Annotated in this window: 12 protein-coding genes and 1 pseudogene; 2 read left to right on the top strand and 11 right to left on the bottom strand. The window is 70.6% G+C overall.

All coding sequences use genetic code 11. The features are described from left to right. Positions 1–19: 19 nt before the first annotated feature. From ACFSKW_RS21460 to ACFSKW_RS21450, 3 genes are all read right to left on the bottom strand, one after another. Positions 20–886, bottom strand: coding sequence for a carbohydrate ABC transporter permease (locus tag ACFSKW_RS21460; RefSeq protein ID WP_379574080.1), 867 nt, complete (start codon positions 884–886; stop codon positions 20–22). A gap of 57 nt (positions 887–943) precedes the next feature. Next, positions 944–2,194: an ABC transporter substrate-binding protein gene (locus ACFSKW_RS21455; protein WP_379574079.1), complete on the bottom strand. Its 1,251-nt coding sequence runs from the start codon at positions 2,192–2,194 to the stop codon at positions 944–946. Positions 2,195–2,280: 86 nt separating this feature from the next. Further along, on the bottom strand, positions 2,281–3,474 hold the full coding sequence (locus tag ACFSKW_RS21450; protein ID WP_379574078.1) for a DegT/DnrJ/EryC1/StrS family aminotransferase: 1,194 nt from the start codon (positions 3,472–3,474) through the stop codon (positions 2,281–2,283). A 68-nt stretch (positions 3,475–3,542) separates the two neighbouring features. On the opposite strand from ACFSKW_RS21450, the gene ACFSKW_RS21445 reads away from it, so the two are divergent. Continuing rightward, positions 3,543–4,748 (top strand): helix-turn-helix domain-containing protein, encoded by a 1,206-nt coding sequence (locus ACFSKW_RS21445; RefSeq protein WP_379574077.1) that lies wholly within the window; start codon positions 3,543–3,545, stop codon positions 4,746–4,748. Here the strand turns inward: ACFSKW_RS21445 and ACFSKW_RS21440 are convergent. From ACFSKW_RS21440 to ACFSKW_RS21415, 6 genes are all read right to left on the bottom strand, one after another. Then, a complete protein-coding gene (locus ACFSKW_RS21440; RefSeq protein WP_379574076.1) occupies positions 4,745–5,827 on the bottom strand; it encodes a dihydrodipicolinate synthase family protein in 1,083 nt (360 codons plus the stop codon). The two genes, ACFSKW_RS21445 and ACFSKW_RS21440, sit on opposite strands and share 4 nt — an antisense overlap. A 5-nt stretch (positions 5,828–5,832) precedes the next feature. After that, positions 5,833–6,840, bottom strand: coding sequence for an NAD-dependent epimerase/dehydratase family protein (locus tag ACFSKW_RS21435; protein ID WP_379574075.1), 1,008 nt, complete (start codon positions 6,838–6,840; stop codon positions 5,833–5,835). A 72-nt stretch (positions 6,841–6,912) separates the two neighbouring features. Next, positions 6,913–7,803, bottom strand: coding sequence for a Gfo/Idh/MocA family protein (locus ACFSKW_RS21430; RefSeq protein ID WP_379574074.1), 891 nt, complete (start codon positions 7,801–7,803; stop codon positions 6,913–6,915). Positions 7,804–7,924: 121 nt separating this feature from the next. After that, complete coding sequence (locus ACFSKW_RS21425) at positions 7,925–9,727, bottom strand: hydantoinase B/oxoprolinase family protein (protein WP_379574073.1); 1,803 nt, start codon at positions 9,725–9,727, stop codon at positions 7,925–7,927. Then, complete coding sequence (locus ACFSKW_RS21420; protein WP_379574072.1) at positions 9,724–11,739, bottom strand: hydantoinase/oxoprolinase family protein; 2,016 nt, start codon at positions 11,737–11,739, stop codon at positions 9,724–9,726. Before ACFSKW_RS21420 ends, ACFSKW_RS21425 begins: the two co-directional genes overlap by 4 nt. A 356-nt stretch (positions 11,740–12,095) precedes the next feature. Next, complete coding sequence (locus ACFSKW_RS21415) at positions 12,096–12,482, bottom strand: hypothetical protein (protein ID WP_379574071.1); 387 nt, start codon at positions 12,480–12,482, stop codon at positions 12,096–12,098. 55 nt (positions 12,483–12,537) lie between these two features. Here ACFSKW_RS21415 and ACFSKW_RS21410 point away from each other — a divergent pair, with 55 nt between their 5' ends. After that, positions 12,538–13,188, top strand: a complete 651-nt coding sequence (locus tag ACFSKW_RS21410) for a thymidine kinase (RefSeq protein WP_379574070.1) — start codon at positions 12,538–12,540, stop codon at positions 13,186–13,188. 846 nt (positions 13,189–14,034) lie between these two features. On the opposite strand, the pseudogene ACFSKW_RS21405 reads toward ACFSKW_RS21410, so the two are convergent. Both ACFSKW_RS21405 and ACFSKW_RS21400 read right to left on the bottom strand, forming a co-directional pair. Further along, a pseudogene (locus ACFSKW_RS21405) lies at positions 14,035–14,460 on the bottom strand (helix-turn-helix domain-containing protein); the annotation flags it as partial. A 99-nt stretch (positions 14,461–14,559) separates the two neighbouring features. Next, on the bottom strand, positions 14,560–15,264 hold the full coding sequence (locus ACFSKW_RS21400) for a GntR family transcriptional regulator (protein WP_379574069.1): 705 nt from the start codon (positions 15,262–15,264) through the stop codon (positions 14,560–14,562). Positions 15,265–15,363 lie beyond the last annotated feature (99 nt).

Raw genomic sequence — 15,363 nt, 5'->3', positions numbered from 1 at the left:
TTCAGCCGTGGGGAGGAGGTCAAGTGTTCCCCCTGCCGAGGAAGCGGCGCTGGATGAGCGAGACGGCCAGCACGATGGCGAACAGCACCATGCCCCACGTGGCCGCGTAGCCGAATTCGAAGAACCTGAAGCCGCGCTCGTAGATGCCGTAGATGAGCGTGTAGCTGGCCTTGGCGGGGCCGCCGCCGGTCATGACGTAGATGGTGTCGAAGACCTGGAACGAGCTGATCGTCTCGATCACCACCACGAAGAACAGGGCGGGCTTGAGCAGCGGCAGCGTGATGCTGCGGAAGCGCTGCCACGCGCTGGCGCCGTCGACTCGGGCGGCCTCCATGTAGGAGCCGGGGATGGCCTTCAGCCCCGCCAGCAGGATCAGCATCGAGTAGCCGAAGCCCTTCCAACAGGAGACGATCGCCAGCGCGGGCAGCACCAGAGCCGAGTCCTCCAGGACCTGGAGGGGGCCGAGGTCCATCTTGACGAGCAGGCCGTTGAGCAGCCCGTCGAACTCGTAGATCCAGCGCCAGATGATGCCCGCGAACACGAAGCTGGTTACGTAGGGCAGGAAGAGCATGCTGCGGAAAAGGCCCCGCATGAAGATCACCGCGTTGAGGAGCAGCGCGGTGCCGAGCGAGACGAGCACCGTCAGCGGCACGAAGATCGCCGCGTACACCAGGGTGACGCGCAGGCTGGCCCAGAAGTTCGCGTCGTTCCACAGCCGGACGTAGTTGTCGGCGCCGATGACGTCCCATTCCCCGCCGATGTTCCAGTTGGTCAGGCTCATGCCTGCCGCGCCCAGCGTGGGGAAGATCCGGAAGATCAGGAAGAGGACGAGCACGGGCAGGACGAACAGCAGTCCCGTGACCGGGTCACGCAGGCGATGACGCACCGGGTTTCACACCTTTCCAGAAAAGCAGGGCCTTCCCGAAGGAAGGCCCTCATCGTGTCAGCTGCCGCTGGACAGCAGCTCGTTGGCCTCCTTAGCCGCCGCGTCGAGGGCGGTCTTGGCGTCCTCCTTGCCCAGCAGCGCCGCCTGGATGTGCGACGCGACCATGGCCATCACCTGGCGGGCCTTCGGGTGGGTGTCGCCGGGGAAGGCGAACTCCAGCGACTTGGCGAACTCCTTGGACGCCTCGGTCTGTCCGGGGATCGTCACGTCGGTCCGCGCGGTGAAGAAGCCGGACTCCTTGGCCAGTTCGGCGCCCACCGCGGGGGAGGAGATGTAGGCGGCGAGCTTCTTCGCGGCGTCCTTGCTCTTGGAGTGCTTGGCCACGACGAGTCCGCCGGGGATGCCGAACGCGACCCGCTTCCTGCCTTCGAGGGGCAGGCCGACGCCGACGTTCTCCTGGCCGATGGCGGCGGCGAGCTGCTCGACCATGCCCGCGGTGGCCGCGTGGTACATCGCGGTCTTGCCGCCGGCCAGCGGGCCGCCCTCGATGTCGTTGCCCTTGCTCGCGGTGTTCTCGGGCAGGCCGCCCGCGGCCTTCAGGTCCAGCAGGAACTGCAGGCTCTCCACGCCCTCGGGGCCGTTGAAGGCGACGGTCTTGCCGTCGGGGGCGAAGACGGTGCCGCCGTTGGCCCAGAGGATCGGGTAGAAGCTCTGGTTGAGCGACACCTCGGGCTTGCCGGGGTAGTCGAGAACGGCGACCTTCTTGGCGGCCAGCTTCGGCGCGGCAGCCTTCAGCTCCTCCAGAGTGTCGGGGACCTCGGTGACGCCCGCCTCGGTGAAGAGCTTCTTGTTGAAGATCGGGGCGGTGATCGTCTGGTAGATCGGGACGCCGTAGAGCTTGCCGTCGACCGTCAGCGCGGTGAGCGCGTTGGGCAGGTAGGCGGCCTTGTCCTTGGCGATCACGTCGTCCACCGGCTCGAGGGTGCCCTGCTGGGCGTACTGCGGAATCTGGTCGGGTCCGAGCACGACCAGGTCGAAGCCCGTCTTCGAGGCCAGGGCCGTCGTGATCTTCTCCTGACGGCCGTCCCACGGCTGCTGGTCGATCTTGACGTCGACCGTCGGGTTGGCGGCCTCGAAGTCCTTCTCGACCTTGCCCCAGAACGCCTGGTTCTTGGCCTGGTCCGCGATCACGGGGTACATCCAGAGAGTGACCGTGCTCTTGTCCGACGCGCCTGAGCCACCGGACCCGCACCCGGCGATCACGACCGTCATGGCGGCCGCGATTCCGGCTGCCGCTACCTTCCTCATCGGCGGCTTCCTTTCATGAATACCGGTCCTGACCGAAACCTAATGAGCGGGGAGACCAACGGTCAATGCCCGATACACGAACGTGACTACGACCAGTCCCTGACCCGCTCGGCGACGAGCTCGACGTGCTCGTCGGTGTAGTGCTCGTTCCAGTCGATGACCAGCAGCGTCTCAGCCACCAGTCGTTCGGCCTCGGGGCAGGCGTCGGGCGCATAACCCTCCAGTGGGTACGGCGAGGAGCCGTAGATGGGCCCGTTCCACACCGGCGCCCTGTTCAGGGGCTCGCCGAGGTAACCGGCCCGCGCCGGAATCCCGGCGGCCCGCAGGTGCTCGGCCAGCGCCGAGGCCTTCCCGTCGGGCAGGACGAGAGGGAACAGCCACCAGGCGTGCCCCTCGGGCCGCGGCAGCCGTATCCCCGGCACGCCCTCCAGCGCCGCGATGAGCCGCACGGCGGTGCGCCGCCTGGCCTCGAGGACTCCCGGCAGTTTGGCCAGCTGGGCGCGGGCCACCGCCGCCTGGAGCTCGGTCATGCGGTAGTTGAGGCCGAGGCTGGCATGCGAGCGGCCGGCCGCGCGGTCCCAGCCCTTGTCGGAGAACAGGCGCATCCTGTGGGCCATGGCGTCGTCCTGGGTGATGACCAGGCCGCCATCACCGCAGGTGATGTGCTTCCACTGCTGGAGGCTGAACGTGCCGACCTGCCCGACGGTGCCCGCGAGCCTGCCTCCGCCGGACCGGCCGACGAGACCCGGGTGGCCTGCGAGCACCGGCTCGCCTGGGAGGCCCGGGTCGTCTGGGAGCTCGGTGAGCCAGGCCTGGGCGCAGTCCTCGATCAGGGTCAGGCCGTGCTCGTCGGCCAGCGCCCGCAGCTCGTCGACCCTCGCGGGCGCGCCGAACAGGTGGACCGCCATGATGGCCCTGGTACGCGGCCCGATCAGCCTCGCCACCGCGCCGGGATCGAGATTGCCGTCAGCGGGGTCCACGTCGGCGAAGACAGGGACCGCGTTCTGCGCCAAGATGGGGGCCACGGTCCCGAAATCCGTGATCGGCGTCGTGATGATCTCGTCCCCGGGATCAGGAGCCGCCGCCACGACCGACAGATGGAGGGCCGCGGTGCCGGAGCTGCACGCGATCGCGTGGCGGGAGCCGTACAGCTCCGCCATCTCGCGTTCCAGCGCCCGGCCCTCGGTCCCCCAGACGGAGTTGAGCATGCCCGAGCGGATCACCCGCTCGAGCGCGGCCACCTCCTCGTCGCCGAGCGTGCGGCCCTCGGGATCTGCCATGGTTGGAAACTTCGGGGTCACGAGTTAACCTTTCGGTCTTGACCGTAATAATGCAGAGGGAGGCGTGGGTGGGTATCGTCATCGGGGTCGTCGGCCCGCACGATCTGGTCGACGACGTCGCGGCCACCTGCGAGGAGCAGCCGGGTGTGACCGCGCTGCGGCTCGACTACGACCACGAGTCGCAGGCCCCCGCGATCGTCGAGGCGCACTCGGCCACGGTGGAGGGCTGGCTTTTCACCGGCATCGTGCCATACATGCTGGCCCGCGACGCCGACGTCCTCACCCGGCCCGCGGCGTTCGTCGACTACTCCGGGGCGACGCTGCTGACCGCCCTGGTACGGCTCCAGCACGAGGGACAGGACATCACGCGCCTGTCCATCGACACCATCTCGGCCGCCGACGTCATCGCCACGTTCGAGGAGGCGGGGCTGCCCACCGAGCAGGTGCGCACGCTCCCCTACCGGCCGGAGATGACCTCCAAGAAGGCGGTCTCCTTCCACCGGCGCGGCGGCGACCACGCGGTGATCACCTGCCTGAGTTCGGTGCACGAGGCGCTGCGCGACGACATGCACGTGCTGCGCCTGGCGCCGTCGGTGCACTCGGTGCGGGTGGCGCTGCGCCAGCTCCTGCTGACCGCGGAGGGGCAAGCGCAGGAGGACGCGCAGATCGCGCTCGGGCTGATCGAGGTGGAGAGGGAGGAGGGGCTGCTGCGCGAGGCCGCGGCCCTCGGCGGCACGCTGGCCGCCTTCAGGGGCGGCACCCACCTGCTCGTCACCACGCGGGGGCCGCTGGCCGACGCGACGGGCAACTTCACCGGGCTGCCGATGCTGTCGCGCCTGGCCGTGCCCAGCCAGGTCGTCAGGGTCGGCTTCGGGCTGGGGCGCAGCGCCGCCGAGGCGGAGAGCCTGGCGCGCAGGGCGCTGGCCCGCGCCCGCCGCATCGGCGACGTCGCGGCCGTGCTGTCGCTGCGCGCCGACACCGACATCGTGCTGGAGTCGGTCAGCGCGACCCCCGCGGGCGAGCAGAACCTGTCGGTGATCGCGCGCAGGGTCGGCCTGTCGGTGCCGACGCTGGAGAAGCTGCTCGAGGCCCGCGAGGCGGCCGGCGGCGAGCCGCTGACCACCAGGGAGATCGCCGAACGGCTCGCGGTGCAGCAGCGGACCGCGCGCCGCATGCTGCACCGGCTGGAGCTGGCCGGGCTCGCCGAACGCACCGGCAACCTGACCAGCGGGACCAGCGGCCGCCCGCTGACCCTGTACCGGCTGACGCTCTAGGCGAGCCACCGGTCGAGGCCCTCGGCCACGAAGTCGTCGTCGCGCAGCCAGGGGTAGGCGGACCACACGCGATCGATCTCGGCGAGCTGTCCAGGCGACAGCTCCTCGGTGGGGTCGAGGCACCAGCGGCCCGCCAGCAGCCCCTGGCGGCGCAGGATCTCGTGGATGCCGGGGATGCAGCCGTGGAAGCCGTTGGCGGAGTCGAAGATGGCGGCGTTGGCGTCGGTCAGGTGGCCGTCGAGGCCGAGCAGCCTGCGCACGGCGGCGTCGTCGCCCGCGCGGGCGAGCTTGGCCTCGTCGAGCAGTTCGACCGCCTTCTTCACCCAGACCGCCCACTGGCCGAGCAGCCCGCCGACGAACTCGACCTCCACCTGACGGCCGTCGACGACGACGCGGTGCGTGGTGATGAGGTCGGCCAGGATGTGGTCGTCGTTGCCCGTGTAGAGCGCCACCTCCTCGGCCCTGCCCGCCCTGACCACGCCGTGCAGCACGTCCAGCGTGCGGTAGCGGTCGAACGGCGCCACCTTGATGCCGACGACCGACTCGACGGCGGCCAGCCTGGTCCAGAAGTCGCGCGACAGCGTGCGGCCGCCGACCGCGGGCTGCAGGTAGAAGCCGATGACCGGCAGCACCTCGCCGACCGCGCGGGCGCGCTCGATCAGCCCGTCCTCGTCCAGCTCCTTGTGCGGGCTGAGCAGCACCATGTGGTAGCCGAGCGACCTGGCCAGCTCGGCCTCCGCCACCGCCTGACGGGTCGGGCCCGTCGCGCCCGCCACCAGCACGATCTCGCGGCCCGCCTCGCGGGCGGTCTCGGCCGCCAACTCCAGGACGGGCGGCAGCAGTTCGGTGCCGTGGATGGCGAACTGCGTGGTGTGCACGCCTACCGCCAGCCCGCCCGCTCCCGCGTCCACGTAGTAGCGGGTCAGCGCCCGCTGGCGGCGCTCGTCCAGCCTGCGGTCGGCGTCGAGCGCGAGCGGGTGCGCGGGAATGACCAGCCCGCGCCTGAACAGGTCCCGCACGGACGTCTGTGCCTCTGGAGCCGTGCTGAGCACGTCGCTTCCCCCTTGATCGATGAGCATGCTGGTCAGAACCGGCCGTCGCGGCGCTCGAACTTCGTCGGCTTGCCGAGCAGCGGGCCGCCCTCGGCGATCCACGCGGCCGTGAGCTCGACCAGTTCGGCGGGCGTCAGCTCGGGATAGCCGAACAGCCGGTGGCACTTGGCGGCGTTGGACAGCAGCGCGGTCGGCGCCTCCTCACCGGCGAACGCGGGTTCCTTGCCCAGCGCCCTGCCGAGGTCGAGCGCGGCCTGCCGTACCGAGATCAGCTCGGGTCCCGTCAGGTTGAGGACGAACGGCGGCGCGGACGCGTGCAGCAGCGAGCGCAGAGTGACCTCGTTGGCGTAGCCCTGCCACACGACGTTGGCCATGCCCGTGGACACGTCGACGGGCTCTCCCGCGTGCACCTTCTGGGCCAGGTCGACGAGCACGCCGTAGCGCATCTCGACGGCGTAGTTGAGGCGGATGAGGGACAGGCGGGTGCCGTACTTCTCGCTGAAGTGCGACATCACCCGCTCCCTTCCGAGGCAGCTCATCGCGTACTCGCCCACGGGGTCCGGCGGCGTCTCCTCGGTGGCGCCGCCGCTGGTCACCGGGACCAGCGGGTAGACGTTGCCGGTCGACAGCGCCGCGATCCTGCTGTCCCTGAACCGGTCGGCGACTCGGCCCGGCAGGTAGGAGTTGGTGAACCACGTGGCGTGCTCGGCGCCCTGCGTGCCGAACTTGGCCCCGACCAGGAACACCACGTTCTCCACCTCGGGCAGGTCGCGCAGTGCCCGCTCGTCGGCGACGTCGGCGCTCACGACCGTGGCGCCCTCCGCCGTGAGCGCGTCGGCCAGGCCCGGCTCGGAGAACCTGGACACGGCCGTGATCCGCTTGCCGCCCTTGGCGGCGTTGAGCGCCAGCCTCACCAGGCTGGGGCCGAGCTTCCCTCCCGCTCCAAGGATCATGATGTCGCCGTCGAGTCTGGCCAGGTCAGCGACAAGTCCTTCGCTGGGCCGCGCCAGTCGCTCCTCGAGCTCCACTACCGTCCGCACCCCGAACTCCTCTCATTTACGGTCCAGACCGTAACTTCGCGAGTCTTGCCCTGTCAATGGGGGAAGGGCTTGTCAGGCCGGTACCGCCTCGCGGGCCGTGACGAGCACGTCGAGGATGGCCCTGGTCTGGGCCCACGGCACGGGGCTCGGCGCGCCGCCGACCATCGCGAGGAACGCCTCGACGGTGCCTTCGTAGCCGAGACCCTTCAGGACGTCGTCGCCGCCCTCGATGACGATCTCCGAGGAGCCTTCGCGGGTGTGCACGGTCACCGTGTACGCCTCGGACTCCGAGACGCCGATGATCTCCACGGTGCCGGTGACGCCGCTGTCCCAGCGCAGCGCCATCACGCCGGTGTCCTCCGAGCGCAGGCCGTCGTAGTGCCTGATGGCGCCCGCCGCGCCGGCCAGGCGCACCTGGGGGCCGAGCAGCGCGACGAGCAACTCGACGCCGTGGACGCCCATCGTGACCATCGTGCCGCCGCCTTCGCCCGGAGTGTCCTGCCACGGGTTGTATCCGGTGGCCCAGATGCCGACGTCGTGCCTGACGGTGGCGCGCACGGAGAGCACGGCCTCGGGATCGATCTTGGCCGCGGTGAAGGCGGGGGCGAAACGCAGCACCGAGCTGGACAGCACCCTGTCGGTGATCTCCAGCCGGTCGAGCGCCTCCAGCTGGGCGCGGCTGGCGGCGGCGGGCTTGTTCATGAACACGGGAGCGCCGGTCTCCAGGACCGCTTCCAGCGCCTGCGGGGCCTGCGGGTTCGGCACGGTCAGCACGACGCCGTCGGGGGCGGTCGCGAGCAGGCCGGCCAGGCTCGAGGCCACCTCGGCGCCGGGGTGCTCGTCGGTGAAGCGTCGCAGCCTGTCGGGGTCCTGCTCCCACACGACGAGCTCGGCGTGGCGGGCCAGGGTACGGGCGTCGGTGTAGGGGTGACTGGTGGCCAGGCCGGCCAGGGCGATACGCACATCGTCCTCCAAATCGGAATGTGCGCCATCATGGCACCCCCGCGCCGCCACTCCCCTGGCCCTGCCCCCGTCCCTGCCCGCGGCCCTGCTCCCGCTCACGGCGTCCCGAGGGGGGCCGCGGCTAGGGTTCGTCCACCTCCGCGTGGGTGCGGCCGTCGGCCAGCGCGGGGTAGCCGGGGCCCCGGTCGAAGAAGCGGGCCGACCGGGCGCGCAGCCTCGCACGCAGGTCCGACGTCGCCAGGTCGTCCACCACGCCGTCCGACAGGACCACGCCGTAGTCCTCCCTCGCCCCCTCCACCGACACCTTGCCGTCGCGGACGTCGGCAGCCACCGTCAGCGGGTCTCGGTCGTAGGGGGAGCCCCAGCCACCGCCGCCCGTGGTGCGGATGCGGATGATCTCACCGGCCCTCACGGGGTGGTCGTCGACCAGGCCCTCCATCTCCTGCCCCGCCACCGAGACCGTGAAGGGCCGCCCCGCCAGGCCCCCGTTGACCCCCCAGCACGACAGGATCGACCGGTCCGCGATCGACATGTAGGAGGCGTCGCGCAGCATCCTGATGTGCTTGTCGTACCCGAGCCCGCCCCTGAACAGCCCTGGCCCGCCCGAGTCGACCGCGAGCCCGAGCCGCTCCACCCTGAACGGCCAGCGCGCCTCGGCGAACTCCACGGGGATGTTGCGCGAGTCGGGCACGACGTGGATCGTGTCCTCCCCGTCGGCGTACCACCGGCCGCCCGAGCCGCCGCCCAGCACCTCCCTCATCAGGTACGGCATGCCGTCCGCGTCGTCGCCGTACACGCCGGTGTACCTGATCGTCTCCTGGTCGGCGGGCATCCGGCCGCCCGTGGCCTTGGCCAGCACCCCTGCCAGCACCCCCAGCAGGCGCAGGATGACGAACGTCCTGGCGTTGGTGGGCGCCGGGAAGATCGGCGTGAGCAGCGTCCCCTTGTCGGGGAACCGCATCTCGATGAGCGGGACGACCCCCTCGTTGACGTCCAGCTCGGCCATCCGGGCGGGCGTGTCGGCGAGGTTGCGCAGGATCGGGGCCAGCCACTTCTTCAGGAACACCCCGTCGGCGTAGTCGCCCGCGTGGTTGATCGGCCCCTTGGCCTGCGGCGAGGTGCCGGTGAAGTCGATCACCAGGCGGTCCTCGAGCCTGGTGAGCGTGATCCGCTGGGTGTGCAGGCGCGGCTCGTCGACGCCGTCGTGCTCGGCGTAGTCCTCCCAGACGTAGGTGCCGAGCGGGATCTTCGACAGCAGTTCCCTGCGGAACGTCTGCGTGGTGTTGTCGATGATCGCGTCGAAGCACTGCTCGACGGCCGCTCTGCCGTACCTGTCGAACAGCTCGCCAAGCCGGCGCGCGCCCATCAGGCACGCCGAGCACTCGGCGTCGAGGTCGCCGGCCAGGGAGTCGGGCATGCGGGAGTTGCGCGTCATGATCCGCAGCGCGGCCTCGTTGGGGACGCCGCGGTCCCACAGCCTGATCGGCGGGACCATCAGCCCCTCCTCGAAGACCGAACGCGCGTGGGAGGGCATGCTCCCAGGTACGGCGCCGCCGATGTCGTCATGGTGGCCGAAGGCCTGCACGAACGCCACCACCTCGCCGCCGTGGAAGACGGGGACGGTGACGCAGAGATCGGGCAGGTGGCCGATGCCGCCCTCGGACAGGTAGACGTCGTTGTGGAAGAAGACGTCGCCGGGGTTCATGGTCTCGACGGGGAAGTCGCGGACGATCGGCTGGACGAGCGCCGAGTAGGAGCGCCCGGTGAGTTTGCGCAGCCTGACGTCGTGGATGCCGGCGCGGAAGTCGTGGGCGTCGCGGATCATCGGGGAGCGGGCGGTGCGCGCGATTGCGGTCTCGACCTCCATCTCCACGGAGGCGAGGGTGCCCTCGACGATCTCGACGAGGACCGGGTCGACGGTCACTGGAGGGTCCCTTCCTTGCGGACGATCAGGTTTCCGTGGGCGTCGCACTCGGCGGTGAAGCCGGGGTGGAGCGGCAGCGTCGAGCCGTACTCCTCGATGACGGCCGGGCCGGTGATCACGTCGCCCGCGCGGAGCGTGGCGCGCGCGTGGACGGGACACGACGACCAGCCGTCGTCGTCGAAGGAGACGCGGCGGGCGCCGGGCTCGGCCATGGGCCCGCTGCGCGCGGGCCGCACCGGGATCGAGGGTCGGGTGATGGGTCCGATACCGGACACCCGCAGGTTGACCCACTCGACCGCGTGCCGGGGATCGCCGCGGTAGCCGTACCCGTAGAGCTTCTCGTGCGCCTCGTGGAAGCGGGCGACCACCTCGGCCTGCCACTCGCCGTCCGGTGGCCCCGGGGGCGCGGCCACGCGCACCTCGTAGGCCTGGCCGTAGTAGCGCAGGTCGGCGCTGCGCTGGCAGACGGGCGCGGTGAAGCCCTCCCTGTCGAGCGCCAGCACGGCGTGCCCCTCCAACTCGGCGAAGACGTCGGCCAGCACGTCCGCCGAGGGCTCGCGGGTGACGTAGGTACGGACGTAGTCGTTCTTGACGTCCACGGTGAGCAGCCCGAACGCCGAGACGTTGCCGGGGTCGGGCGGCACGACCACCGCGGGCATGCCGAGGATGTCGATGAGGCGGCAGGCCAGCAGCGGACCCGAGCCGCCGAACGTCACGAGCGGGAAGTCGCGCACGTCGAGTCCGCGCTTGACGGTGATCTGGCGGATCGCGTTGCACTGGTTGAACGCGCTGATCTCCAGGATGCCGGTCGCGGTGCGTTCGGGGGTCAGGCCGAGCTTGCCCGCCAGCGCCTCGATGCCCTGCCTCGCGGCCTCGCGGTCGAGCGGGATCTCCCCGCCGAGCAGGTGCGGGGGGATCCTGCCGAGGAAGACGTGCGCGTCGGTGACCGTGACGTCGCCGCCGCCCTTGCCATAGCAGAGCGGCCCTGGGTCGGCGCCCGCCGACTTGGGTCCCACCTTCAACGTGCCCTCGGGCGAGATCCACGCGATGGACCCGCCACCGGCGCCGACGGTCACGATGTCGATCATGGGGATCTTGCACGGGTAGCGCCCGATCGACCCCTCGGTGGTCAGCGAGGGCTCCCCCTCCACGACCACCGCGACGTCGGTCGAGGTGCCGCCGCCGTCCAGCGTGATCACCGACGGCCGCCCCGCGGTGGAGGCGATCAGCGCCGCGCCCAGCGCTCCCGCGGCGGGTCCCGACAGCACGGTGGTGATCGGCTGGTGCACCACCTCGGCGGCGCTCAGGACGCCCCCGTTCGACTTCATCACCGAGAACGGCAGGCCGAGCCGTTCGGACAGGTTGGCGATGTAACGCCGCATCGTCGGCTTGACGGCCGCGTCGACCAGCGTGGTCACCGACCGCTCGTACTCCCTGTACTCGCGCAGCACGTCGCTCGAGAGCGACACCACCGCCTCGGGATGCTCCCGCTCGAGCACCTCCCGCATGCGCCGTTCATGGGCGGGGTTGGCGTAGGAGTGCAGGAAGCACACGCCGATCGCGGTGATCCCCTGCTCCCTGAACCACCGGGCGACCAGCGCCGCCTCCTCCTCGTCGAACGGCCTGACCTCCTCGCCCAGGTGGTCGAGCCGGCCGCCGACGGTCTTCACCCTGTGCACGGGAACGATCCTGGGCGGTTTGACCCAGAAGTAGGAGTTGCCGTAGCCGTCGGGCACGCTCTGCCTGGCGATCTCCAGGATGAACTCGAACCCCTCGGTCGTCACGAAGCCCAGGTAGGCGATCCGGTCCTCGAGCAGTTGGTTGGTCGCCACGGTCGTGCCGTGGACGAGCCCTGTGACCGGGCCGCCGCCCACCTTCGCGATGCCCGCCATGAAGCCGTCGGCCGGGTTGGCGGGCGTCGAGGGTGTCTTGGTCGTGAAGATCTCGCCGGTTCGCTCGTCGAGCGCGACGACGTCGGTGAACGTGCCGCCGGTGTCCACTCCGATACGCATGGGTTCAGTGTCTACCTGGGGGCTCACCCCCAGGGATCAGCGAAACCTGCCGAACAACGGGCGATTCTTCAGCGTTATCTTGCGAGGCAGCCGGGCTCTGGGCGAGGCCGCCGTTCGTCTGTCGCGTGTGTGCGACGCGATCGCCCAAGCGACCGGAGCCCCAGCGGGTCACCCTGCATCGGCCCGGCCAGGAACCTTCGCCTGTACGTCGTGCGGCTTCGCCGGGCACGCCGACGGCAACGCGGCCCGCCACATCGCCTCACATGGTGTGACGGGCTGGGCAGTGAGTCACGCTGCCGGCGACGCGGCCTGAACCGTCGACTCCATCGACGGCGAGGAGCCGCAAGCTCGGTCGTTCACGGCCGAGAAGCCGACCGTCTCCTGCTGCCGAGGACGTCGTCGATCACCTTGGGGGCGTGCTCGGTGCCGACGTAGGCGGCCAGCCGTACGGCGAGCTCGTGGGCCCTGTGCAGCTCCATCTCCACCCGCGCCTTGCCCGACTGCCCTGCCTGGATGCCGAAGTAGGCGCCGATGATGGTGCCGATCACGCCGCACACGCCGGCGAACATCGTCGCGAACTCCTTGGTGGCGAACACCGCGGCGCCGAAGGCGACGAGGATCACGATAATGCCGGTCAGCACGACGAAGAAGCCGTAGCGCCAGCGCGCGGCGTCGGCCTGGGCCGCGGTCAGGTCGTCGGGGGTCATCAGTGCCTCCAGCGCGGCCGGGTTGTCCGTGGCCAAGGTCGCCTCCAGTGACAGATGGGAGCAGTAGTGATGACCAGTAAGCTAGCGGCCTGTGACCGAATTGTCCGCGCTCTCTCCCGTCCCCTCCGCCGCCCGCGACGCGGTGCTGAAGTTCTACTTCGGCCCGATGGACTGCGGGAAGTCCACGCTGGCGCTGCAGATGAACTACAACCACGGACGGCAGGGCAGGCGCGGGCTCGTGCTGACCAAGCACGACAGGTCGGGTGGGGCGAAGGTCACCAGCAGGATAGGGCTCGGCCTCGACGCGATCGAGGTGGACGACGCGCTCGACCTGGTCACGCTCGTCGGCGCGCACGACAGGATCGACTATCTGATCTGCGACGAGGCCTGCTTCTACACCGTCGAGCAGATCGAGCAGCTGGCAGACCTGGTCGACGAGCACGGCGTGGACGTCTACGCCTTCGGCCTGGCCTCTGACTTCAGGTCGCAGATGTTCCCCGCCGCGCAGCGCCTGTTCGAACTGGCCGACGAGGTGTGCAGGCTGCAGGTGGAGGTGCTGTGCTGGTGCGGGCGTCCAGGGCTGCTGAACGCCCGCGTGGTCGGCGGTGCCATGGCGCGCAGCGGCGAGCAGGTGGTGATCGGCGACACCGACGCCTCGCCCGTCCGCTACCAGGTGCTCTGCCGCAGGCACCACCGCTCTGGGCAGCTGGCGATGCCCGTGCCCAGCCTTACGGCCTCCTGACCGCCCTACACGCCCGCCAGGGCGCGGTAGCCCCCGCCCCGCCCCGGTCCAGGGGCGCGCCGGCTGGACGGACGGGTACCTGGGCACGCCGCCCTGATCGCCGTCGCGCTCGCCGCGGCCGCCGATGCCTTCCACCGTCGGCGCGCGCCCACTCCGCCGTCACGGCCTGGCGCAAGGGCGCCGCCGGCGAGCGTGCCGCTGCACGGCTGCCGCGTCCTCTGGAAACGGATCGGCTACGCCGTGCTGCACGACCGGCGCCCGCCCTATGACCGGGCCAACGTCGACCGCCTGATGATCGGGCCGTCCGGAATCTCCTGCGTCGGCTCCAAGCGGTGGGACCGCCGGACCCAGATCCATGGCCGCCGCGGCGAGCTGTTCGTCGGCCGCCGGCCCGCTACCAGGGTGGTGCGGCCACGGCAGGCTGCCGGCGTGGCCACGCCGGCAGCCGCTTGCGACCGAGCGCTGCCTCCCTACGTTGCCCCAGAGGGCTCGTGAGCACCACGGCTTATGACTCGCTTATGACATGCCTGTTGAAGGCTGCGGTGGACGAAACGTGACTGCACCGACAGTCACCGACCAGAGGGGATCAAAGGTGCAACCAAATCGCTCAACCGCGTGGGTATACGCCGCTTTCCGACCGGCGGGCCGCTACCTGCTGCCCGTGCTGGCCGCCGTACCTTTGTTCGCTCTCCCGGCCGGCCAGGCCGGCGCGAGCGCACTCCGTGCGGCTGACCCCGCCGGATGCCAGCACTCCAACGACGGGCGGTTCGCGCACTTCAAGTGCACGAAGCCAGGCACGTACAAGTACTGGGTGGACTGCCAGAGCGTCGTCTGGGGGAAGATCACCTACAGCGTCCACGGGACCAAGACCCTCAGGGCGCCCGCGAAGCCAGGAGGGGGGCAGCCAAAGCCGCTGACCTGGACAGTCTCATGCGGTCGCACATGGGAAGCGCACAACGCGGAAGTGTGGAAGTAACTCGCCGAGAGGACGGGGAACACGGTGGAGTGGGTTACCGCCAGGCCCCGACAGGGGCGGGGCAGCAGGCTGCCGGCGCTCCTGCTGCCCACCGGTACGCCTCCGAGGGCCGGGGCGGTGGCGGCGTCGGGTGCCGGGCCTCGTGACGCGCGACCCTGGCAAGCGCCGGTGATTGAGCGGTCGATGCGGTCGGTGAGCGCCTCGACTTCACCACGCAGGACGGTGCCCGATTCCGTGAGATCCCCCGCCTCGCCCAGCAAGCCGCGCTCGCACAGCCGGTCGCGGGCGGCGGCCCACTGCTCTGGGGATCAGCCACGGGGCTACATGAGCAGCGCCGACGTCGGTGCCTTGCCGGTGGCGTTGTGGCGGTGGGCGGGGCGGATCGGTGAGGCGCGTCAGGCTTCCTGCGCGGGTTCGTGGTGGGTGCAGCCGGTCAGTTCGGCCGCGGTGAGGGTGAGGTGCCTGGCGAGTGCTTCGGCCGCGGTGTCGGCGTCGCGGGCCAGTGCCGCCTCCTCCAGCCTGCGGTGTTCGGCGACGCCGTCCCGGTCGGGGTTGCGGTGTGCCGACCAGCGGCGGGCCAGCTCGCTCATGGTCCACATCCGGTCGAAGGTCTCCAGCAGGACGGGGTTGCCGCAGCCTTCCAGCAGGGTGCGGTGGAAGACCCGGTGGGCTTCGGCCCAGGCGTCGCTGTAGTACTCGCCCTCCTCAGGCACGTGCGTCGGGGTGCGGGCCAGACGATGGTGGGCGGCTCGTACGCGGGCCTCCCAGTCGAGGTCGCCGCGCTCGATGGACATGCGCAGCATGACCGGCTCGATGCTCCGGCGGGCCTCGGCGATCTGTTGCCAGCGGCGGTCGGAGAAGGCCGGAACGGCGAAACCGCGGTTGGGCAGCCGCTCGGCGAGGCCCTCGCCGACCACCCGCACGAGCGCCTCGCGGACGACGGCCAGGCTCACGCCCTGCTCCTTCGCCAGATCCTGGGGCTTGAGGGCGGCACCGGGAGCGTAGTTCCCGTGCATGATCGCGTTCCGCAGGTGCGCGTAGATCTGCTCGGAGAGCATCTGCTTCCCCGACGAGGCTGAGGAGTGGATCGACTGACTCATGCCACCATCATAGACGATCTGACAAATAATCGATTATTTGTGTTATGGTCGACATGCAGGCGGACGGGAGACGGCAGCGGTGTGAGCCCTCCGTCGACC

The organism is Nonomuraea mangrovi (assembly GCF_042681425.1).
In the GTDB taxonomy this organism is placed as follows: Bacteria; Actinomycetota; Actinomycetes; order Streptosporangiales; family Streptosporangiaceae; genus Nonomuraea; species Nonomuraea mangrovi.
The sequence above is the reverse complement of the archived record's forward strand: the minus strand, read 5'-3'. Positions and strand labels throughout refer to the sequence as shown.

Bases quoted from the DNA above. Each gene is read 5' to 3' on its own strand.
- ACFSKW_RS21455 (WP_379574079.1), bottom strand. From the start codon at position 2,194: ATGAGGAAGGTAGCGGCAGCCGGAATCGCGGCCGCCATGACGGTCGTG.
- ACFSKW_RS21450 (WP_379574078.1), bottom strand. From the start codon at position 3,474: ATGGCAGATCCCGAGGGCCGCACGCTCGGCGACGAGGAGGTGGCCGCG.
- ACFSKW_RS21440 (WP_379574076.1), bottom strand. From the start codon at position 5,827: ATGCTCATCGATCAAGGGGGAAGCGACGTGCTCAGCACGGCTCCAGAG.
- ACFSKW_RS21420 (WP_379574072.1), bottom strand. From the start codon at position 11,739: ATGCGTATCGGAGTGGACACCGGCGGCACGTTCACCGACGTCGTCGCG.
- ACFSKW_RS21400 (WP_379574069.1), bottom strand. From the start codon at position 15,264: ATGAGTCAGTCGATCCACTCCTCAGCCTCGTCGGGGAAGCAGATGCTC.